The sequence below is a fragment of the Nitratireductor lacus genome (assembly GCF_056431025.1).
Genome location: NZ_JBWKMB010000017.1, coordinates 75,885 through 96,698 on the forward strand (window position 1 = coordinate 75,885; position 20,814 = coordinate 96,698).

Sequence of the window (20,814 nt, forward strand, 5' to 3'; positions counted from 1 at the left end):
ATCCTGAACGTTCCGCCCCCCGCATCAGTGCATCGTCATCCATTCACGGGCATCGCGCAGCGCCCTGGCCAATTCCGGCTTGGACATGCCGGCGGCCAGTTCCGAGCGCAGCTCCGCAGCGCGCTCAGAGCCCTTGATGGCTGCAATGTTGAACCATTTGTGCGCGGCCACCAGGTCGACATCGCAGTCGCGGCCGGTCGCATACATCATTCCAAGCTGAAACAGCACGTCGGCCTGGGTGGACGAACCAGCCGTACCGAAGCCTGCTTCCTGAACGTCGTAACGTGCCATAATTCAAGATCCCTGTTTTTCTCCCGAGAGCCTTTGTTCTTGCCCTTCCGAGCCAGCCCTTCGATGCTTTCGAGAATGCAGGGTGCGGCTGAAATCGCCGTTAAATCTTGTGCTTAATTAGAAGAAAACAAAGTTCAAATTTTCAGTAAATGCCTGATTTTGTTAAGCATCGCAAACCCGCAGGGCATCGGGATTTCAGTGGTGGGCGCCAGGCGAATTCGTTAACGTCGTTTGCAAGATTTCGTTAACCACGCCGCACGCTTGAAGAGACAATTTTCTGAAAATTCTAATTGCGCGCCGTGCGATTTCGCCCCTTGCGGCGGGCAGAAAACCGGACTGGCCGCGGGTCTTCTGCGCCGTTTCCTGTTGCATTCATACGAATGCCGCTGTTCGGCCTCTCGCCCGACGGGCGAAATAAGCTCGAAGAGCGCGAGCCATGGCGCGGTGGCGATACTGCAGGTGCCGACCACACTGATGCAGCTTCTGTCACGGTTGCGGCCTGCCACCACAAAAAGCGGTTGTATTACGTTTACGTTTGCGTAAGCTATGCCCGCAACATCATTGGGAGGAAGACTGATGATTGGCAGAGTTGTTTTGAGTGGTGCCGCGCTGCTTCTGGCTTGTGGCGTTGCCATGGCCGACCCCATTGAGGGGAACTGGAAGACGGAATCCGGCGCGACGGCACAGATTGCGCCCTGTGGCGGCTCCTATTGCATCACGCTGAAAAGCGGCAAGCACGCCGGCAAGAAGATCGGCACGTTTCAGGCTGCCGGCAGCAGCAAGTATACGGGCAAGATCACCGATCCGGCCAACGACAAGACCTATTCCGGCAAAGGCACCCTCTCCGGCAATAGCCTGAAGATGGGAGGCTGCGTACTCGGCGGCCTGATCTGCCGCAACCAGACCTGGTCGCGTCTCTAGATCGCCGTGTGTCCATCCGGACGCACAAAGGACGACCTAAACGATTGATGGAGCATCGGAACAATCCGAAAACCGGATTCCACTTTTCGGCCCGGTGCTCCAGGGTCAGGACCTATGAACAGGCCCCGTGGCGGGCGTCGTCCAGGTTGCCAGCCTTGCATGGAACACAGGCCCCGGTCAGAGCCCTTCCACGCCTCTCCTCCCTGCGGAAGGCGTGGGGGCTCAATCTGCGATCAGACCTTCACTGCGCATCTGTGCGAGAATGATTTCGTGTGCGCGTGATTGCAGCGCGGCTTCGGTCCTGCCCCCGATGGCAAGCGGCTCGCGGCTGCAGACAAAATAGGGATACCAGGCTGCGCCCAGACCGTGATTGATCTGGCCAAGCTGCGCGTCGTCTTCTTCCGACAACAGGGATTCGGGCACGTAGCCCCAGCCCAGACCATCGCAGATCGCATCCTTGCCTAGCTCGAAACTGCTGAGCGCGATACGTTCGCTGCCCATGGCGTCGAGGTGAAAGCGCTCGCGCTGCGTGCTGTCGAGATAGGTGATCTGCGGCAGGATGGCGAGATCGTCGTCGGCGACATAGCTCATGGAATGAAGCGGATGGCTCCGGGCGACCATCATCCGCATGCCAATCCGCGCAATGACACGACTGTAGAGCCCGGATGCCGGGCCGGCACGGCCCGAAGCAATGAAATAGGCGATATCGAGCTGCCCTTCGCGCACCAGTTCAGGAAGCACATCGCTTTCGGCATAGCGCATGCTGAGGCGCACATCCGGCCGCGCCCGGCGAATGGCCCGGATCACATGGCGCCAGAAGTTTTCCGACAGGACATCGTCGCGCCCGATCCTCAGTTCCCGGCCTGTAGTCTCACCACCACGCGCGCAGCGCTCGATGATGCTGTTGGACAGCGCGATGATGCGGGCACAGTCATCCAGAATGTGCTCGCCGACCGGCGAGAGGGCAAGGCTGTTGCCGCGCCGCACGAACAACGCGGCGCCAAGCTCATCCTCCAGCGCGGCGATTGCCATACTGACCGTGGAACGGTTGCGCCCAAGCTGGAGCGCGGCACCCGAGATGGAGCCCGCGCGCGCCGCAGCCACGAAATACTCCAGATAATCCAGTCTCACGGCAAAGCTTCTTCGTCAAAAATCCTGTCGCTCAGCGATTTTCCATACGGCAATTGGGCAGATATCTCAATCGAGTGACATAAAACTTGATCTGACACTATGAGGTCGAAATTGCACTGGTTCTATCTGATCGCTGCGGTCTTTGCAGAAGTGGTCGGGACCACACTCATGAAACTCCTGGTATCCGGCGGCGCGCTTCTTCAGGGAACGCTGGCGGCGATTTCCATGATCGGCATCGCCTATCTCTTTCTGGGACGCGCAACGCTGCGCATACCGGTCGCGCTCGCCAATGCGTTCTGGGAAGGGTTCGGCATGGTCCTGATCGCCCTCACCTCCCTCTACCTCCTCGACGAAACGATCTCCCGGGTTCAGGGCATCGGCATCGGCGTGGCGCTGCTCGGGATCGCGGTGATCAACTATGGCCACCACCAGCAGGGCGAGACACGATGAGCATCTATATGGGTTATGTCCTGGGATCGGTGGTGCTCGACATTCTCGCCAATCTGGCGCTGGAGAAATCGAACGGTTTCGCACGCAGGGGCTGGGGAACCGCTGCCGTCCTGCTCATCATGGCGGCCTTCGCGCTTCTGGCGCTGGCCGTCACCGGCATGGACCTCTTTATTGCCTATGCGGTGTGGGGCGTGCTTTCGATCCTCGGGACGGCGCTGGCCGTCCGGCTCGTCTTCGGCCACCGCCTCAACCTGACGAGCTGGCTGGGTGTGGGCCTTCTCATCCTGGCCATCCTGCTGATACGCCTCGGATAGACAAAAAGGGCGGGCGCCCGAAAGACGCCCGCCCTGCCTTAAACGTTCAGGGCTGAAGTCAGCTGGCGCGCTGACCGAAAAGAACTTTCTGGGCTTCCTTGTCCTCAGCGATATTGCGGCGATGTTCCTGACCAACCTCCAGCGCGCGCACGACCGCCGGCCGCGCCATGATGGTCTCGAACCAGCGCTTGAGGTTGGGGAAATCGTTGAGATCCTGCCCCTGCTGCTCGTAGGGCTTCACCCAGCCAACGCTCGCCATGTCGGCAATGGTGTAGTCATCGCCGGCGAGGAACGGCCGGTCTGCGAGACGCTTGTTCATGACGCCGTAGAGGCGGTTGACCTCATTGGTGTAGCGCTCGATGCCGTAGGGAATCTTTTCCGGCGCGTAATTGCGGAAGTGATGCGCCTGGCCGGCCATGGGGCCGAGACCACCCATCTGCCAGAACAGCCACTGATCGACTTCAACGCGGGCCCGCTCGTCGGTGGGATAGAACTTTCCCGTCTTGCGGCCGAGATACTGAAGGATGGCACCGGATTCGAACACGGAAATGGGCTCACCGCCCGGACCTTCAGGGTCCACAATGGCCGGCATGCGGTTGTTCGGCGCGATCTTGAGGAAGGAAGGCTCGAACTGCTCGCCCTTGCCGATGTTCACAAAGTGCACATCGTAGGGGAGACCGGTTTCCTCAAGAAAAATGGTGATTTTCCAGCCGTTGGGCGTCGGCCAGTAGTGAAGCTCAATCGGCTTGGTCTGGGTGGTCATGTGTCGTTGCCTCCAGGTGTTGGGCGCCGCGCGGTCGGGGGAGGATCGCGGCGATACCCGGGCAGGTAAGCACCATCTGCGCACTTTGCAACGCGCTCGCCGATAAACCATCTGTTATCTGCCCATAATGAGGGTGTTAACACTGCTGAACCCTGGATGAATGTCCCTCTCAGTCTCGGTTCAGTCGGTCTCGGCCAAAGTGATGGCGACACTGAGGACGAACCAATGTTGATGCGCCGCTTTTCAATCGTCTGCCTGATCACCGCCCTCTTCGGCATGGGGCTCGCCATACTGGTCGCAGAGGCCGGCAGGCCTTCCGATCCCTGGCAGGACAATCGGCCGTTCTCCTGCTCCGCGGAGCAGGCCGCCCTTTGCGGCAGAACGGCGCTGCGCTGAGCGAAACGAGTTGAGGAACAAGACGATGCGGACGATCACACATATGGCCCGGGGATTGATGTTTGCTGCCCTGATCGGCTCACCGCTGCTTGCGGTCCAGAACGTCCGTGCCGGTAATGAAAACATCATCGAAGGGGATTATGAACGCTCGAGCGGTGCCGGCCTCGTCCTGATGGTCAGCCTGAAACGCTCGCGTTAGATCGGGTCGGGCCTTGAGAAGAAAAAGAATATCCATATAAAAGGCCATGGAACATAGAATATACCCTCAGCCCATTCAGACGATTTCGAGCCCCGAGCCTTTTGCCCGGAAAAGCTTTACCGATGCCCGCGAAGCCGTTGCGGCATTGAAGGCGCTCTACGAGCGCAACACCGCATTCCTGCGCGATGCCTTTGCGCAGGTGGCCAAAGACGGCGAAAGCGACCGCCGCTTTCGCGCATTCTATCCCGAAGTCAGCCTCGCCACCGGCTCCTATGCCCAGATCGATACGCGGCTTGCCTATGGCCATGTGGCGGCGCCCGGCGTCTATGCCACGACGATCACGCGGCCCGACCTTTTCGACGACTATCTGATCGATCAACTGAGCCTGGTCATCCGCAATCACGGCGTCCCCATCACCGTCTCCGAATCGGAAACACCGATACCGCTCCACTTTGCGTTCCTCCAGGACACTTATGTGGAGGGCTCGATAGCTGACCGGCTGAAACGGCCGCTGCGCGATCTTTTCGATGTGCCGGACCTCAACGCCACGGACGACCATATCGTCAACGGCACGCATGAGGCCCCGCCCGGCGAACCGCTGCCGCTTGCACCCTTTACCGCACAGCGCGTCGATTATTCGCTGCACCGGCTTTCGCATTATACCGCCACCGCCCCCGCGTATTTCCAGAATTTCGTGCTCTTTACGAACTACCAGTTCTATATCGACGAGTTCTGCGCGCTTGCCCGCGAGATGATGGCCGAGGGCGGAAACGGCTACACCTCCTTCGTGGAGCCGGGCAATATCATCACAAAGGCCGGCGAGACGAGCCCGTCCGCCAGCGCCCTTGCCCGCCTGCCGCAGATGCCGGCGTATCACCTGACGCGTGAAGGCCATGCGGGCATCACCATGGTGAACATCGGTGTCGGCCCCTCCAACGCCAAGACAATCACCGACCATGTGGCGGTGCTGCGCCCGCATGCCTGGCTGATGCTCGGCCATTGCGCGGGCCTGAGGAACACGCAGGCGCTCGGCGACTACGTTCTGGCGCATGCCTATGTACGCGAAGACCATGTGCTTGACGACGACCTGCCCGTCTGGGTGCCGCTGCCGGCGCTGGCGGAGGTGCAGGTGGCGCTTCAGGAAGCGGTCGCTGAGATCACCGGGCTTTCCGGCTATGAATTAAAGCGCATCATGCGCACCGGCACGGTCGCCACCATCGACAACCGCAACTGGGAACTGCGCGAACAGCGCGGACCGGTGCAGCGCCTCTCACAATCCCGCGCGATCGCGCTCGACATGGAATCGGCCACGATTGCCGCCAACGGTTTCCGCTTTCGGGTCCCCTATGGCACGCTGCTTTGCGTTTCGGACAAGCCGCTGCACGGTGAGCTGAAGCTGCCGGGCATGGCCACCGATTTCTACAAGAGGCAGGTTTCCCAGCATCTCAAGATCGGCATGAGGGCCGTAGAGAAACTCGCGGCCATGCCGCCGGAACGGCTGCATTCACGCAAGTTGCGAAGCTTTTTCGAGACCGCCTTCCAATAGCCAGAAAATGCGATTAGGCGCTGCTGCATCGAGACGGAAACAATGGGCGAGAGGCAATGAAGAGACCGAGGATCGCATCAATGCTGCCGGCCTTTCTTGCCATCGGCGTGGTTCTGGTGTCTTTTCCGCTGGTCGCCGGTTTCTGGGGCAGGCTGCACCCTGCCCTCGATTCCATGGCGCATTTTCGCATTCACCTTGCCGTGCTGATCGCTCTTCTGGCCGCACCGCTGCTTTTTGTGAAAGGCTGGCGTCAGATCGGTGCGGCGGGAACCGTGCTTGGCATCGCAACGCTGAGCGCAACGCTGCTTCCCGTTCAGGCGTCCACCGGTTCGGCAAAAGCCGAAACGACGGATTCGCCTGCCGCGCGCTACCGGCTCCTTCAGCTTAACCTCAGATACGACAACGCCACCCCCAAGCAGGTCTTTTCCCTGATCGGCCGGACAAAGCCGGACATCGTGACGCTGAACGAGGTCTCGCGCATGTGGGTGGAAGAGCTGAAATTTCTCGAAGCGGCGTATCCCTATCGCGTGATCTGCCCGCCGCCGGCACGCATCGGCGGGGTTGCCATTCTCTCGCGCCGGCCCTTCGCCGACCCGTCCGCCTTTGCCTGCTATGACCGCGGCTCGATGGCCGTGGCGACGGTTCGGCTTGGCGCGGATGCGGTGGAGATCGGCACGCTGCATCTGGGCTGGCCCTGGCCCTTTGAACAGCATCGACAGGTGGGGCGTGTGGCGCCCGTGCTTGAACGCCTTCCCGATACCGCCATTCTGGCCGGCGACCTGAACGCAACCCCCTGGAGCGTGACGGCTCACCGTGTGGCTGCAGCCGGGCGGCTGGATCTCTTGCCGGGGGTCGGTCCCACATGGATGAAACCGATCGTGCCCGAGAGCCTCCGCCGACTCGTGGGGCTGCCGATCGACAATCTGTTCACCAAGGGCCGGATCGTGCCATTTTCGGTCGAGCGGCTGGAGGATGTGGGGTCCGATCACCTGCCCGTTCTGTTCGAATTCGGCATCATGCCCGGCAATGAGCCGGCCGAGGTGATCGAAGTGAAGCTCGCCAGAAACGGAAACTAGGGTCAGGACCTGTTAATATGGCCGCAATGGTCGGCCTGATCTGTGCGGATACGCGAAGCAAGGCCGCAGGAAGACTTCATGTCTTTCAAGGCCTTGTGACAAAGTAGCCCGTGCTGATCAGGCCGATCCGAAGGACGCTCGATAGACCGGCGACCTGCCGCGTCAAACCCCTTGACCGGGGGAAAGGCCCCGCTCTGCGGGCTTTTCCTTGCATCTCTTGGTCTATCGAACGCCATTGTGGCCATATTAATAGGTCCTGCCCCTAATCGGCCGGCTTCCTGCGCGCGATGACCAGATGGCCGGGAACCGGCTTTCCCATTTCATGCCGCACCACGATGCCGCCGATGGCGAGCCCCGCAAAGCCGTGCCTGGCGAGCATTTCGGCGAGATAGGTCTCGGAATGGGCAAAGCGCTGATGCGGCCCGACCATGAAGGCGCGCCCGGCGAGCACCTCGTCCGGCAGGGTCTCGCTTGAAAAAGCGAGAACCGCGCCGTCCACGGATAGCTCCGCCGCGCCGGCGAAGAACGCATCCAGATCGCCGAGATAGGGCAAAACATCGGTCGCGGTGATCAGATCGAAAGGTTCGACATCCGCGTGATGGAGAAAGTCCACCGCATCGCCCACATAGAGCGCGTCGTAGACCTCCTTCTCGTCGGTGACCTCGATCATGGTCTCCGAAAGATCGATGCCGGTGATGTGGTCCGCGATGTCGTGCAGAACCTCTCCGGCAAGCCCCGTTCCACAACCGAGATCCAGCATGCGGTGGAAGGGCCCCGGCGCCACCTCATCCAGCGCCCTGCGGGTCAGTGCCGGTACGTCGTAGCCGAGTTGATCGACCAGAATGCTCTCAAACGCGCCGGCGTGCTGATCGAACAGGGTCGCCACATAGGCTTCCGATGCCCGTGAGGGTGTCTCGCCCCGTCCCATAGAAGCGAGCCGCACCGCGGCACCGCCATGGTCGGCAGGATCGAGAGCAAGCACCTCCCGATAGGCGGCAGCGGCTGCGTCGAGGTCGCCGGCCTTTTCGAGCGCGAGGGCGCGGTTATAGGCCTCGGCCAGCGCCTCCTCATCGATGGGGCTGGTGGTGCCGCTTTCGGGTTCGGGCTCGGACAATGGTGTTACATCCCGGTATAGACGGGCCCCTCGCCGCCCTGCGGCGGCACCCAGTTGATGTTCTGGTTGGGGTCCTTAATGTCGCACGTCTTGCAGTGGACGCAGTTCTGCGCGTTGATGACGAAGCGGGCATCGGCCACATCGCTGCCATCGGTGAGCGCGTTGCCGTCAGCATCTACCCATTCATAGACGCCGGCAGGGCAATAGCGCGAGGACGGGCCGGCATAGACGGCGTATTCCGACGTCTTCTGCAGCTCCATATCCTTCACCTGGAGATGAACCGGCTGCTCCTCCTCGTGATTGGTGTTGGACAGGAACACCGAGGAGAGACGGTCGAAGGTGAGCACACCGTCGGGTTTCGGGTAGTCTATCGGCTTGTGCTTTGCGGCCGGCTCCAGCGAAGCCGCGTCGGTCTTGCCATGTTTCAGGGTGCCGAACAGCGAAAAGCCGAACAGCGAGTTCATCCACATGTCGAAGCCGCCAATGCCGACGCCCAGAAGCGTGCCGAAGCGCGACCAGAGCGGCTTGACGTTGCGCACCTTTTTCAGGTCCTTGCCGATGTCCGAGGCGCGCCAAGCGGCCTCGTAGCCTTCCAGCGTATCATTGCCGCGTCCCTCGCCCAGCGCTTCCGCAACATGCTCGGCGGCAAGCATGCCCGAGAGGACCGCATTGTGAGACCCCTTGATGCGCGGGACGTTGACGAAGCCTGCCGAGCACCCGATGAGCGCACCGCCAGGAAAGACGAGTTTTGGCACCGACTGGTAGCCGCCTTCAGTGATGGCGCGGGCGCCATAGGAGATGCGCTTGCCACCTTCAAACGTCTTGCTGATCGCGGGATGCGTCTTGAAACGCTGAAATTCCTGAAATGGCGAGATGAAAGGGTTTTTGTAGTTCAGGTGAACCACGAAACCGACCGCCACCTGATTGTTTTCCAGATGATAGAGGAAGGAGCCGCCGCCGGTTTTCATGTCGAGCGGCCAGCCGAAGGAATGCTGGACGAGACCCGGCCTGTGGTTCTCCGGCTTGACCTCCCAGAGTTCTTTCAGGCCGATGCCGAATTTCTGTGGTTCGCGATCCTCGGAAAGGCCGAATTTCTCGATCAGCTGCTTGGCGAGTGAGCCCCGCACGCCCTCGCCGATCAGGACATACTTGCCCAGAAGCGCCATGCCGGGCTGATAGTTGGGACCGTGCGAGCCATCGCGCTCGACGCCCATATCGCCGGTGGCGACGCCGATGACCGCGCCTTCATCGTTGTAGAGCACTTCGGCGGCGGCAAAGCCCGGATAGATTTCAACGCCCAGTCCCTCGGCATAGCCTGCAAGCCAGCGGCAGACATTGCCGAGCGAGACGGCGAAATTGCCGTGATTGTTCATCAGCGGCGGCATCAGAAAATTGGGAATGCGCATGGAGCCCGCCGGCCCGAGAACCAGAAACTGATCGTCGGTGACGGGTGTCTTGAACGGGTGATCGGGATCGTCGCGCCACTCCGGCAAAAGCCGGTCGATGCCGATGGGATCGACGACGGCACCCGACAGGATGTGCGCACCGACTTCACCGCCCTTTTCGAGAACGACGACGGAAAGCTCCGGGTTCAGTTGCTTGAGCCGGATGGACGCGGCCAGCCCCGCCGGACCTGCGCCGACGATGACCACATCGAATTCCATGCTTTCGCGTTCCATATCGCTCATTCCACCCTCCGCAGTCTTTTTCTCTCGCGCGCCGTGCCTGCCAGTGCTGCCGGCGCGAACCGGATACCCATCAGTCCCGCATAACGGTTTCAACGCCGGGCTATAGCGCATCCGCGCGCCTGTCGAAACCGGAGATGTTGCATCAATCCATTCCTGTTTGACGCCAACCGATATTACTTTAACGTAAACGTAAATAATTGAGAATGTGCCGGCAGGCAATTCCTGATTGTCTGCCGGGTCGAATCCGAGCAGTTTCAGCCTGTTTCATGATTGAGGGACACGACGTGGACATACGGGAAAACCCGCTACAGAGAGCCTACAGGCAGAGACCGATCGCGGTGACCGCTTTCTGCGTACTCGCGATCCTTGCCATTCAGGCGTTTTTTCTGAAGTTCATGGGACAGACGACGATCTGCGACTGCGGAACGGTGAAGCTTTGGTATTCGGATCCGTCGGGGCCTGAAACCTCCCAGCACATCGGTGACTGGTACACCTATTCCCACTTCCTGCACGGGCTCCTTTTCTACGGGCTCATCTGGCTTGTCGCGCCGCGCATGCCGGTTGGCTATCGCCTCGCACTGGCCGTAGGCCTGGAAGCCGCCTGGGAAATGGCCGAGAACACGCCCATGGTGATCAACCGCTACCGGGAATCGGCGCTCGCCGAGGGTTATTACGGAGACAGCGTGATCAACTCGCTCTCGGACACGTTTGCCACCATCGTCGGCTTCTTCGTCGCGCGCTTATCGCCCCTCTGGCTCAGCATTCTTCTGGTGGTTGCGACGGAGATTTTCATGGCGGTCATGATCCGTGACAATCTCACGCTCAACATTCTCCAGCTTGTCTATCCCTCGCAGGCGATTTCCAACTGGCAGGTGGGCGGCTGAAGCCACCAGCTTTCCCGTTTCTCCAGAACACGAAACGGCGGTATACTGGGGTCAGGAAGGGAGGTGACGTCCTGCCCCGTGCCATGTCCATAGCAGCAGTCCTCCTGCCTGCAGCCCTTCTGGGCGCAGGGCCGGGAGACGACGGACGCTGGCAGGCCGGACAATATTCCTTTTCCGATGAGCTTGGCGGGTTCCGCATCCAGGCGGTTTCGGGGACAGGCTCGCGCAGCGATCCCGTGCTCCTGAGGCAGGAGCTTTACACGGCCTCTGCCGTGGTTCTGGTTATCCGCACCACCGGGGCGGTTCCGCGTTACGCCTATGACGAACGGGCCGGCGCCGGCTACCTGTTCATCGAAATCGAGACGCTCAATGCAAGCAACCTGCCCTGGGTAGAGTTTGAGTTTGAACTGCAGGAACTGCGCGGCATCTCGAGCGTCTACGGGGACGGCCTCTCTTTCGATCAAAGGAACGTCGGCTCCACCCAGATCGGCTCCAGCGCCTTTGCCACCCACGACCGCAAGTTCGAGCCCTATGACCGGCTCTTGTTTCAGTCAGGCACGGTCGATGCAGGTCATTCAGTGACATTTCGGCTCCTGATTACCGACCTGACGCCGAAGCCGGTGTTTTATCTGGTGCAGGACCCGCGCATTCCCGCTTCCTGAACTTGCAACCGCGGGCAAAGAAAGAGAAAGTGCCTCTTTCAACATATGCCGACAATCAGGATTTCGGACGCAATGGATTCCGCTGGACTAAGGGAGCTGCTGACCTTCTACGCCGATGCCGGCGTGGACGAGCCCCTTCTTGAGGAAGCGGCGGACCGGTTCGAGGAAACACGCACAGAAGCCGAGAAAAGGGCTGCCCAGCGCCAGCCTGCACAGCAGAAGGCGATTGCGGCCCCGCAGGCCCGGCCAGCCGCTCCCGCTGCAGCCCGAACCGCGGTTCCGGACGATGCGCAGGCCGCACGGGCGCGCGAGATAGCAAAAAGCGCCGAAAGCCTGGAGATTCTGCGCGAGCAGCTTTCCGCCTTTGACGGCTGCAACCTGAAGACAACGGCAAAAAACACCGTTTTTGCCGATGGCAACCCGCAAGCTGGCGTGATGTTCGTCGGCGAAGCTCCGGGCCGTGACGAGGATATTCAGGGCCTGCCCTTCGTCGGCCGCTCCGGCAAGCTGCTGGATCGCATGTTGGCGGCAATCGGGCTCGACCGCACCACCGTCTATATCTCCAACGTGATCCCGTGGCGACCACCCGGAAACCGGGACCCCTCCCCTCTGGAAACGGAAATCTGCCGCCCGTTCATCGAGCGGCATATCGAGCTTGTAGCACCCAAAGTTCTGGTAACGCTCGGGAATCCCTCCACCAAACTGCTCCTGAACACGCAGACCGGCATCATGCGCATGCGCGGCAACTGGGCCGTGCACAGGACCCCGTCAGGCCTCGAAATCCCAACGATGCCGACGCTGCACCCGGCCTATCTCCTGCGCAACCCGGCACACAAGAAGCTCGCCTGGCATGATTTCCTTGCCATCAAGCTCAAGCTGGAAGAAGCAGTCTGAGACTGCAAGCGGACGCGAATTAAGCTCATCTTAACACCGTTGATGGACAGTGCCGCGTCTCCACAACGTCCCGGAGTCGAACATGTATGTTCGCGTTAGTTCCGGGGGGCGCCTGATTCTTCTAGTACTCTTCCTGTTGCACGGAGCCGATGCTGCGAGCGGCGCAGATCTGGTGACAGCGGAACCTCCACCAGCCCCACCCGATCTGGAAAACGCCCCATTACTGCTGAATATCACTCCTCAGATATCTGGCTTTATTGAGTTAAGCTCATCTCTTGGCAAGGCAGACCTAGAACAAACCGCCGAAAAAAACAGCGGCTGGGCGCTTCGCGGAGCAGTGAATGTGCCGATCAACGCGCATTGGCACATCCAAATCGACAGTCAGTTCGATAAACTAAAATTCGGTGAGCTTTCTGACCAGAATCTGAGCTTCGGAGCGCATGCCTATCATCGCAAAGAAGATCAATATGCAGTCGGTCTCTACGCACAATATGAGCGGCTATCCGCCGAGACCCTCGCACTTGGGCCCACGGAAACGTCAGCCGGGCTGGAAGGTGCGGTTTTCCTCAGCCAGTCGACTGTTCTGGGCCAGGTCGGCCTGGGCAAGGGGCGTCTGGAAGAGCAGGATGCGTCCAAGCTCAACGGCCTTATCGGCGCACGCTATTATCACACAGACAATCTGCGTTTCGATCTGGATGCCGGATTTGAGCAATTGCTGAGCGACGATGCGGCGCTGAAGACCTACTCCGTGTCTACGGCCGCCAACTATCGGCTCTCGAACAGACCAATCACTGCCTTTGGCGGATATCGCTACCGTTCCTCCTCGCTGACATCGGGCGAAACCCATAGCGAGGACATGACATCTCACGGCATCGTGGCAGGGTTTCGCTATCATTTCGGCTCCACCAGCCTGAAGGACGAAGGCCGGGCCGTGCGGCTGCGTGGTCCCGGGCCTTCTCAGTCCTGCGCAGCGCGCAGGGCTGCCAGCTGAAGCAGAGCAAACACCGCGACTGCAACGGCCTGAACGCAGACGAACGCTATGCCAAGCGGATTGGGAGCGACCCAGCCGCTTGCGAGCAGGGCGAAGCTTGCAACAACCCAGACGGCGTTGAGCAGAACAATGTCGATCAGCACAAGACGCGGTGTTTTCGCACGCGCTGCAATCACCAGCAGCATCGTCACGAACGGCACCAGCACGACGCCGGCCCAGAACAGAAGCGCTTCAGGCAGGGCGAGAAGACGCGACAGCGGGCCGGCCGCGACAACAAGGAGCAGCGCGGCACCACCACTCATGGCAGCGTCGAACCGGAGCGTTTTCCTCAGTGTGGGTGTAAGAGCGAGTGACATGTTCTTTTCCTTCCTGCAAAGGGTTTGTGGCGAGCCTGCTACGGCGCTGACGCAGTGAAGCCTGTCGGATGAACCGCCGCCTGGCGATTACGTGAGAGGTAATGGAAATGTGCGGCGGACAGCTTTAGGGTCTCCGCCATGGAGATCGAAAACACCATCGCATCGAAGAGCAATGCCGGTTCCCTGCTCAAAGAATGGCGCGAAAGACGGCGCATGAGCCAGCTTCACCTGGCGCTCGAAGCCGGCATCTCGCAACGCCATCTGAGCTTCGTGGAAAGCGGGCGATCCAACCCGTCGCGCGACATGGTTCTGCTCTTGTCGGAAAGCCTCTCCGTGCCGCTTCGGCAACGCAACCGCATTCTGCTGGCCGCAGGCTATGCGCCGGGCTTTTCCGAACGGGACCTGCATGACCCGACACTGAAGCCGGCGATGGACGCGGTGCAGACCGTGCTCGACGGCCATGCGCCCAATCCCGCCATCGCCATCGACCGGCACTGGACGATGGTCGCCGCGAACGGGGCCATCGCGCCGCTGCTCAGGGGCGTAACGAACGCGGAGCTCCTGAAGCCCCCCGTGAACGTGCTGCGCCTCAGTCTGCACCCCGAGGGCCTTGCGCCCAGCATTGTCAATCTCGCTCCCTGGCGGGCGCATGTTCTGGAAAGGCTGCGCCAGCTCATCGACCAGACCGCCGATCCGCAACTGGCATCTCTGGAGAAGGAACTCGCGGCCTATCCCGTCAAAAAGAACGGGCCGGAGCCGCGGCCCCGCGCGGCAGACATGATAGCCGTTCCACTTCGGCTGCGTCTTGGTGAAACCGAGCTCTCGTTCATCACCACAACGACCGTGTTCGGCACACCGCTGGACGTGACGCTGTCGGAACTCGCCATTGAAAGCTTTTTCCCGACCGACGCTGCAACCGCCGCCTTTCTGCGGCAATTGCACGATGGCGCCTCATGAGGCCGGCGGCACGAAACGACGGGCTGCCACACGCTTGAGACCGAGTTGGCGCTCGCGCCAGATAATGAAGAGTCCTGCCCCGATGACAATCATGCCGCCCACCAGCGTGTAGAGGGTCGGAACATCGCCGAAGGCGAAATAGCCGATGACGATGGCCAGTAGCATGGACGTGTATTCAAACGGCGCGATGGTCGAGAGCTCCGCATGACGGTAGCACTCTGTCATGAGGATCTGTGCCACGCCCCCGCACACACCAGCCCCCGCCAGAGCGAGATACTGCTCACGCGAGAGATCGGCCCAGCCGAAAGGAATGGTGAACAGGGAGAGCACGGTGGCTGTCACCGAGAACCACAGGACGATGGTCGCGGTCTTCTCCGTCTGCACCAGTCGGCGCACGAGGAGCATGGCGACCGCCGAACCCGTCGCCGCGCACAGGGCTGCGATGACGCCCACCGCCTCAGCGGCCTCAAGGCCGGCGTCGCCGGTAAGCAGAGTGAGTTTGGGCCAGGCGATGATGATGACGCCAAGGAAACCGACGGCGACGGCGCTCCAGCGGTAGATGCGTACGACCTCGCCCATGAAGACTGCCGAGAGCACCACAACGATGAGCGGTTGCGCATAGTTGAGCGTGATTGCATCGGGCAGCGGCAGGCGCGTCAAAGCGAAGAAGCCGAGCCCCATGGCCGTTACGCCGACAAGGCCGCGCATGATGTGACTGACGGGGTGCGTGGTGCGAAAGGCCGTTGCCAGTTCCCGACGCCAGGCGAGCATGGCGATGATCGGGAATATGGCAAAGAAGGAGCGGAAGAAGACGATCTGGCCGGACGGCACCATCCCCGCCGATTTGATCAGCGAGGACATCATGACGAACACGGAGACCGAAATGACCTTCAGCGCGATGCCCATCAATGGCTGGCGTTCAGCGCCGACTTCGGTCACAGCGGGCATGATCTGGTTTCCTATAAGGCCGGTGAGGACGCAGGACAGTGCATCGAACTGATCGAGCGTGGTTGCATCATGCTGCGTCCCTGGCCTGCCGGATCGTCTCCCACACACGCGACGGCGTGGTGGGCATGTCGATGTGAGCTATGCCATAGGCACGGTAGAGCGCATCCGTCACCGCGTTAAGAACCGCCGGCGTGGCGCCGATCGTGCCGGCCTCGCCTGCCCCCTTTATGCCCATCGCGTTGGTGGTCGAGGGCACGTTGCGGGTCTCAAAATGAATGAAGGGAAGATCGTCGGCACGCGGCATGGCATAATCCATGAAGCTCGCTGTAACGAGCTGGCCATCCTCCGAATATACCGTGTCTTCCGTCAGCGCCTGTCCGAGACCCTGCGCAACACCACCATGGACCTGACCTGCAAGCAGGATCGGGTTCACCGTCGCGCCGAAATCGTCGACGATCCAATAAGCAATGACTTGCGTGCGGCCGGTTTCCGGGTCGATCTCGACTTCGCAGATATGCGTGCCGTTGGGATAGGTCGCCTCTTCCTGCACGAACTCGCCGAAGCCTTCCACATCCTCAGGCGCTTTTGCGGCCCTGGCGATGGCTGCATAATCGACCGCGCGGTCCGTGCCGACAATGCGCGCGGCGCCGCCGGAGAGTTCGATGTCATCGACGGACGCTTCCAGTTCGTCTGCCGCCAGCCTGCGGATTTTCTCGGCGAGGTCTTCGCCGGCCCGCGCGGCCGAGACACCGCCCAGTGGAATGGAGCGCGAGCCGCCCGTGCCACCACCGGATGCCAGCTCGTCGGTATCGCCCTGACGCACGGTGATCCTGTCGATGTCGATATTCAGCTTGTCGGCCACGAATTGCGCATAGGCGGTGGCGTGTCCCTGGCCGTTGGATTGAGTACCGATCAGAAGCGTGACGGTGCCATCCTCGTTCAGCCGCACATGGGCAGGCTCCGAACCGGCAAAGGCGCAGGCTTCGATATAGGTGGCCATGCCGATGCCGCGCAGTTTGCCGTTGCGCCGCGATTCCTCAAGCCGCTCTTCGAACGTGGCCCAACCGGCGTTCTCCATACATTTGTTCATGTGCCCCTCGAACTCGCCGACGTCGTAAAGACGGCCAGTCTGGGTACGATAGGGAAACTGCTCGGGCCTGATGAAGTTACGGCGGCGGATTTCGTCACGCCCGATGCCAAGATCGCGCGCACAGGCATCCACCAGCTTTTCAAGCAGGAATGCAGCTTCCGGGCGGCCCGCCCCGCGATAGGCATCCACCGGGCAGGTGTTGGTGTAGACGCCGTTGATCGTCACATCGAGCGCCTGAATGTCATAGACGCCCGTTGACATGGAGACGCCGACAAACGGGATGAATGGGCCATACTGCGAGATATAGGCGCCCATATTGGCCGTGAGGTCGACCCGCAGGCCTAGGAAACGCCCTTCGCCGTCCATCGCCATCTCGGCGGTCACGACATTGTCGCGCCCCTGCGCATCGGTCATGAAATGCTCATTGCGGTCGCCGGTCCATTTGACCGGGCGGCCAAGCCGTTTCGCCGCCTCCATGACCATGGCGTATTCACGGTAGACGAAGGTTTTCGGGCCAAAACCGCCACCGACATCCGGCGTGATCACGCGCAGGTTTTCCGGCTCGATGCCGAAGGTTTTGCACAGAATGCCGCGCATGGAATGAACGCCCTGCGAACCGGTGGTCAGCACGTAGCGGTTTTCGTCGTCGCGCCACTCGGCAAGTGCCGCGCGCGGCTCCATATAGTTGCAGACGAGACGGTTGTTCACGAATTCAATGCGGGTGACGTGGTCGGCCCTGGCGAACGCCGCGTCCGCTTTCTCCCTGTCGCCCACATGGTAAAGAAAAGCGCGGTTCGAGCCGAGTTCCGGCCAGACCAGCGGGGCATGTTCGGAAAGGGCGCCGGCGGTCGAGGCTATGGCTTCCTCATCGTCGAAATCGATCTCGATCAGTTCGGCAGCGTCCTGCGCCTGGGCGCGGCTTTCCGCCACCACCAGCGCCACTGCATCGCCCACATACTGCACGCGGTCACGACACAGGATAGGAATGTCGCGCGTGGGTGCACGCGTGCCGTCGGGCTGTTTCTGCATGGCGCCGGAGCGCAGATCCTTCAGATGCGCAACATCGGCGCCCGTCAGCACCAGATGGACACCCGGTGCTGCCCTTGCCTCCTCGACCGACGCGATGGTGAATGTGCCCTTGGCAACAGGCGAACGCACCACGTAGAGATGCAGCGTGCCTTCGGGCAGGAAATCGTCCGTGTAGCGCCCCCGGCCCGTAATAAATGCCGCATCTTCCTTGCGGCGCACGGAGGCACCCATCCCGAATTTCGGCGTCATCACAGTCATGCGGAATCCCTTCTGGCCAATCGCGAATTGGCCGATGTTCGGTGAGCTGGCTGGAAACAGTCGAGCGACATATGCTGTCTTAGTTTTGTCGAGCCTAATGATTGTGTAAAGAGCAACAATTCGATTTTGTTGGACCAGACAGCCCACAGATTGCCGGCCTGCGCCCGGGGCCCTAGAAAGAGTTGAGATGCGTACAGAAAGCGGCCAGATTTTTCGTCTCGAGGACTACCAGCCGAGCAACTATCTCATTCCGGAGGTAGCTCTTGATTTTCGGCTGAACGCCGAGGAAACGCTGGTAACGGCCAGGCTTCAGGTGGAGCGCATCCCTCGCGCTCCCGCCGACGCTCCTCTGATTCTGGATGGCGACGGGCTGGTGCTGGAAGCCCTTGCGGTCAATGGCGCCGAGGCAGAGCCTGCCGACTATGATGCATCTCCCGACCGCCTGACGATCACCCGGCTGCCGGCCTCGCGCCGGTTCGAGCTGACCATCGTGACCCGGATCGCGCCATCGAAGAACACGACGCTGATGGGGCTCTACGTTTCCAGTGGTGTTTTCTGCACGCAATGCGAAGCCGAAGGCTTCCGCCGCATCACCTATTTCCTCGACCGGCCAGACATTCTGTCCGTCTATACCGTGCGCATGGAAGCGGATCGCAAAGACGCGCCGCTTCTTCTGTCGAACGGCAATCCGGTGGAAAGCGGTGATCTCGCCGACGGGCGTCATTTTGCCGTCTGGCACGACCCCTTCCCAAAACCCTCCTATCTGTTCGCTCTCGTGGCCGGCGATCTCGGTGTGGTTAAAGACCGCTTCACCACCGCTTCCGGGCGCGAAGTCGATCTCGGCATCTATGTCGAACACGGGAAGGAAAAGCGGGCGGCCTATGCGATGGACGCGCTGAAGCGCTCGATGCGCTGGGACGAGGAACGCTTCGGGCGGGAATACGACCTCGACGTGTTCAACATTGTCGCCGTCTCGGACTTCAATATGGGCGCGATGGAGAACAAGGGGCTCAATGTCTTCAACGACAAATATGTGCTCGCCGACGAGGACACGGCCACGGATGTCGATTTCGCCAATATTGAGGCGATCATCGCGCATGAGTATTTCCACAATTGGACAGGCAACAGAATCACTTGCCGGGATTGGTTCCAGCTCTGCCTGAAGGAAGGCCTGACGGTTTTCCGCGACCATGAATTCTCCGCCGACGAGCGATCGCGCGCCGTCAAGCGCATCGCCGAAGTGCGCGGCCTGCGCGCGCATCAGTTTCCCGAGGATCAGGGCCCGCTGGCCCATCCGGTGCGGCCGCGCCGCTACCGCGAGATCAACAATTTCTACACGGCGACCGTCTACGAGAAGGGCTCGGAAGTTGTCCGCATGCTGCGCACCATTCTGGGCGAGGACGCCTTTCGGGCCGGTATGGACCTCTATTTCGAGCGGCATGACGGGCAGGCCGTAACCATCGAGGATTTCGTAAAAGCCTTCGAGGACGCTTCCGGGCGGGACCTCAGCCAGTTCTCGCTCTGGTACCATCAGGCCGGCACGCCCAATGTGGCGCTTTCATCGCGCTATGATGGTAAGGAAAAAACGCTGACGGTGGAGATCGAGCAATCGGTGCCGCCCACGCCCTCCGAAAGCCGCAAACGCCTGATGCACATACCGCTCGCCTTCGGCCTCGTCGGGCCTGACGGGACAGACCTCGACTATCAGAGCGTGGAGGGGGCGAGCGTCGAAAACAGCGTGATCCACCTGCGCAAGCGCAGACACCAGATCGTGTTCAAGGGGGTGAAGGCGCGTCCCGTCCTCTCGATCAACCGGGGTTTTTCGGCCCCGGTGACCCTTTCGGTTGAAAGCAGGGCCGATGAACAGCTTTTCCTCGCCCGCCACGACAGCGACCCCTTCTCGCGCTGGCAGGCGCTGAACACGCTTCTGACGGATGCGCTGATTGCCGCGAGCAAAGCGGTGCGCGGCGGCAAGAAGCCGGTGTTTGAGGACGAACTCATCTCGGTGACCATCGACCTCGCTGCAGACGAAACGCTCGAAGAGGCTTTTCGCGCGCTGACACTGAGCGTACCGGGCGAAGCCGATGTGGCACGGGAAATCGGCCGGGACATCGACCCGGATGCGATCCACACCGCACGCAGGGCGCTGCTGATGGCCGTTGCGCAGGCGGGAAGCCAGACTTTCCGCGCGCTTTACGAGCGTCTGCTCGACAATGCGCCGTTTTCTCCGGATGCGCGCAGCGCCGGCCGCCGTGCCCTGCGCAACACGCTGATCGAGTTTCTGGTGCTGGATTCTGCCAGTCCCGAGGCCGCCTACCGGCAGTTCGAGGACGCCGACAACATGACGGAGCGCGCGGGTGCGCTCACCGTTCTGGCCCAGCATTTCCACGACACCGACGTGGGACGGGCAGCGCTCGCGGCTTTCGAGAAGCGTTACCGCGACAACCCGCTGGTGCTCGACAAATGGTTCCAGATCCAGGCGATGGTTCCATCGACCGCGACGGTTTCCCTGCTTCGCAGCCTGATGGAGCATCCGCACTTCTCGCTTGCAAACCCGAACCGCGTGCGGGCGCTTATAGGCACGTTCTCCATGGCGAACCAGACGGCGTTCCATAGCGCCGATGGCGAAGGCTATCGTCTCGTCGCTGAGACGGTCGCCGCGCTCGACAGTCACAATCCGCAGGTGGCAGCGCGCCTTGCCACCGCGTTCCGCTCCTGGCGGTCGCTTGAAAAGGGCCGGCGCGAGCACGCACGCAAGCTTCTTGCCGAGATGTCCAAGCGGACGGATCTCTCGCGCGATCTTGCCGACATTCTGGAACGAACGCTCGCCTGAGGGCGGGCGTTAATATCTTTTTT

21 protein-coding genes are annotated in these 20,814 nt (G+C 61.1%); 13 read left to right on the forward strand and 8 right to left on the reverse strand.

Annotated elements, in window-relative coordinates; genetic code table 11:
* Positions 1–24: 24 nt before the first annotated feature.
* The gene (locus tag AC07E3_RS15465) at positions 25–291 is read right to left on the reverse strand and encodes an SEL1-like repeat protein (protein ID WP_007008458.1); all 267 of its coding nucleotides are present in this window, start codon (positions 289–291) and stop codon (positions 25–27) included.
* Between the two features lie 576 nt (positions 292–867).
* On the opposite strand from AC07E3_RS15465, the gene AC07E3_RS15470 reads away from it, so the two are divergent.
* Positions 868–1,212, forward strand: a complete 345-nt coding sequence (locus AC07E3_RS15470) for a DUF2147 domain-containing protein (RefSeq protein WP_065818374.1) — start codon at positions 868–870, stop codon at positions 1,210–1,212.
* 222 nt (positions 1,213–1,434) lie between these two features.
* Here the strand turns inward: AC07E3_RS15470 and AC07E3_RS15475 are convergent, their stop codons facing one another.
* The gene (locus tag AC07E3_RS15475; protein WP_478363129.1) at positions 1,435–2,343 is read right to left on the reverse strand and encodes a LysR family transcriptional regulator; all 909 of its coding nucleotides are present in this window, start codon (positions 2,341–2,343) and stop codon (positions 1,435–1,437) included.
* A gap of 99 nt (positions 2,344–2,442) precedes the next feature.
* On the opposite strand from AC07E3_RS15475, the gene AC07E3_RS15480 reads away from it, so the two are divergent.
* On the forward strand, positions 2,443–2,793 hold the full coding sequence (locus AC07E3_RS15480; RefSeq protein WP_478363131.1) for a DMT family transporter: 351 nt from the start codon (positions 2,443–2,445) through the stop codon (positions 2,791–2,793).
* Positions 2,790–3,107, forward strand: coding sequence for an SMR family transporter (locus tag AC07E3_RS15485; RefSeq protein WP_478363133.1), 318 nt, complete (start codon positions 2,790–2,792; stop codon positions 3,105–3,107). The genes AC07E3_RS15480 and AC07E3_RS15485 overlap by 4 nt, the downstream gene beginning before the upstream one ends.
* Positions 3,108–3,165: 58 nt before the next feature.
* Here the strand turns inward: AC07E3_RS15485 and AC07E3_RS15490 are convergent, their stop codons facing one another.
* Positions 3,166–3,870, reverse strand: a complete 705-nt coding sequence (locus AC07E3_RS15490; protein ID WP_065818378.1) for a glutathione binding-like protein — start codon at positions 3,868–3,870, stop codon at positions 3,166–3,168.
* 225 nt (positions 3,871–4,095) lie between these two features.
* On the opposite strand from AC07E3_RS15490, the gene AC07E3_RS15495 reads away from it, so the two are divergent.
* Genes AC07E3_RS15495 through AC07E3_RS15510 form a run of 4 tightly spaced genes read left to right on the forward strand, consistent with a single transcriptional unit; the run spans position 4,096 to position 7,087 of the window.
* Positions 4,096–4,266, forward strand: coding sequence for a hypothetical protein (locus AC07E3_RS15495; protein ID WP_007008452.1), 171 nt, complete (start codon positions 4,096–4,098; stop codon positions 4,264–4,266).
* A gap of 25 nt (positions 4,267–4,291) precedes the next feature.
* A complete protein-coding gene (locus AC07E3_RS15500) occupies positions 4,292–4,465 on the forward strand; it encodes a hypothetical protein (RefSeq protein ID WP_157776520.1) in 174 nt (57 codons plus the stop codon).
* A 46-nt stretch (positions 4,466–4,511) separates the two neighbouring features.
* Positions 4,512–6,011, forward strand: coding sequence for an AMP nucleosidase (locus tag AC07E3_RS15505; protein ID WP_336065768.1), 1,500 nt, complete (start codon positions 4,512–4,514; stop codon positions 6,009–6,011).
* Between the two features lie 56 nt (positions 6,012–6,067).
* Positions 6,068–7,087 (forward strand): endonuclease/exonuclease/phosphatase family protein, encoded by a 1,020-nt coding sequence (locus AC07E3_RS15510; RefSeq protein ID WP_478363137.1) that lies wholly within the window; start codon positions 6,068–6,070, stop codon positions 7,085–7,087.
* A gap of 262 nt (positions 7,088–7,349) precedes the next feature.
* Here the strand turns inward: AC07E3_RS15510 and AC07E3_RS15515 are convergent, their stop codons facing one another.
* Positions 7,350–8,201 (reverse strand): class I SAM-dependent DNA methyltransferase, encoded by an 852-nt coding sequence (locus tag AC07E3_RS15515; protein ID WP_478363139.1) that lies wholly within the window; start codon positions 8,199–8,201, stop codon positions 7,350–7,352.
* Between the two features lie 5 nt (positions 8,202–8,206).
* Positions 8,207–9,889, reverse strand: coding sequence for an electron transfer flavoprotein-ubiquinone oxidoreductase (locus AC07E3_RS15520; RefSeq protein WP_478363141.1), 1,683 nt, complete (start codon positions 9,887–9,889; stop codon positions 8,207–8,209).
* Positions 9,890–10,173: 284 nt separating this feature from the next.
* Here AC07E3_RS15520 and AC07E3_RS15525 point away from each other — a divergent pair, with 284 nt between their 5' ends.
* The 4 genes from AC07E3_RS15525 to AC07E3_RS15540 all read left to right on the forward strand — a co-directional run bounded on the left by AC07E3_RS15525 (position 10,174) and on the right by AC07E3_RS15540 (position 13,320).
* A complete protein-coding gene (locus AC07E3_RS15525) occupies positions 10,174–10,773 on the forward strand; it encodes a DUF2585 family protein (protein ID WP_336065776.1) in 600 nt (199 codons plus the stop codon).
* A gap of 83 nt (positions 10,774–10,856) precedes the next feature.
* Entirely contained in the window at positions 10,857–11,435 is a 579-nt protein-coding gene (locus AC07E3_RS15530) for a hypothetical protein (protein WP_223005152.1), read from the forward strand.
* A gap of 72 nt (positions 11,436–11,507) precedes the next feature.
* Positions 11,508–12,329 carry a uracil-DNA glycosylase gene (locus AC07E3_RS15535; protein WP_336065782.1) on the forward strand — a complete coding sequence of 274 codons (822 nt, stop codon included), beginning with the start codon at positions 11,508–11,510 and terminating at the stop codon, positions 12,327–12,329.
* 82 nt (positions 12,330–12,411) lie between these two features.
* Positions 12,412–13,320, forward strand: coding sequence for a hypothetical protein (locus AC07E3_RS15540; protein ID WP_478363144.1), 909 nt, complete (start codon positions 12,412–12,414; stop codon positions 13,318–13,320).
* Here AC07E3_RS15540 and AC07E3_RS15545 read toward each other — a convergent pair.
* Positions 13,287–13,676 (reverse strand): hypothetical protein, encoded by a 390-nt coding sequence (locus AC07E3_RS15545; RefSeq protein ID WP_478363146.1) that lies wholly within the window; start codon positions 13,674–13,676, stop codon positions 13,287–13,289. The two genes, AC07E3_RS15540 and AC07E3_RS15545, sit on opposite strands and share 34 nt — an antisense overlap.
* A 138-nt stretch (positions 13,677–13,814) precedes the next feature.
* On the opposite strand from AC07E3_RS15545, the gene AC07E3_RS15550 reads away from it, so the two are divergent.
* A complete protein-coding gene (locus tag AC07E3_RS15550) occupies positions 13,815–14,633 on the forward strand; it encodes an MmyB family transcriptional regulator (RefSeq protein ID WP_478363148.1) in 819 nt (272 codons plus the stop codon).
* On the opposite strand, the gene AC07E3_RS15555 is transcribed toward AC07E3_RS15550, so the two are convergent.
* Both AC07E3_RS15555 and AC07E3_RS15560 read right to left on the reverse strand, forming a co-directional pair.
* Complete coding sequence (locus AC07E3_RS15555) at positions 14,628–15,581, reverse strand: DMT family transporter (protein WP_336065793.1); 954 nt, start codon at positions 15,579–15,581, stop codon at positions 14,628–14,630. The genes AC07E3_RS15550 and AC07E3_RS15555 overlap by 6 nt on opposite strands.
* Positions 15,582–15,648: 67 nt before the next feature.
* Positions 15,649–17,958 carry a xanthine dehydrogenase family protein molybdopterin-binding subunit gene (locus tag AC07E3_RS15560; RefSeq protein WP_478363150.1) on the reverse strand — a complete coding sequence of 770 codons (2,310 nt, stop codon included), beginning with the start codon at positions 17,956–17,958 and terminating at the stop codon, positions 15,649–15,651.
* Positions 17,959–18,145: 187 nt separating this feature from the next.
* Here AC07E3_RS15560 and pepN point away from each other — a divergent pair, with 187 nt between their 5' ends.
* Complete coding sequence (gene pepN / locus AC07E3_RS15565) at positions 18,146–20,791, forward strand: aminopeptidase N (protein WP_478363152.1); 2,646 nt, start codon at positions 18,146–18,148, stop codon at positions 20,789–20,791.
* Positions 20,792–20,814: the final 23 nt, after the last annotated feature.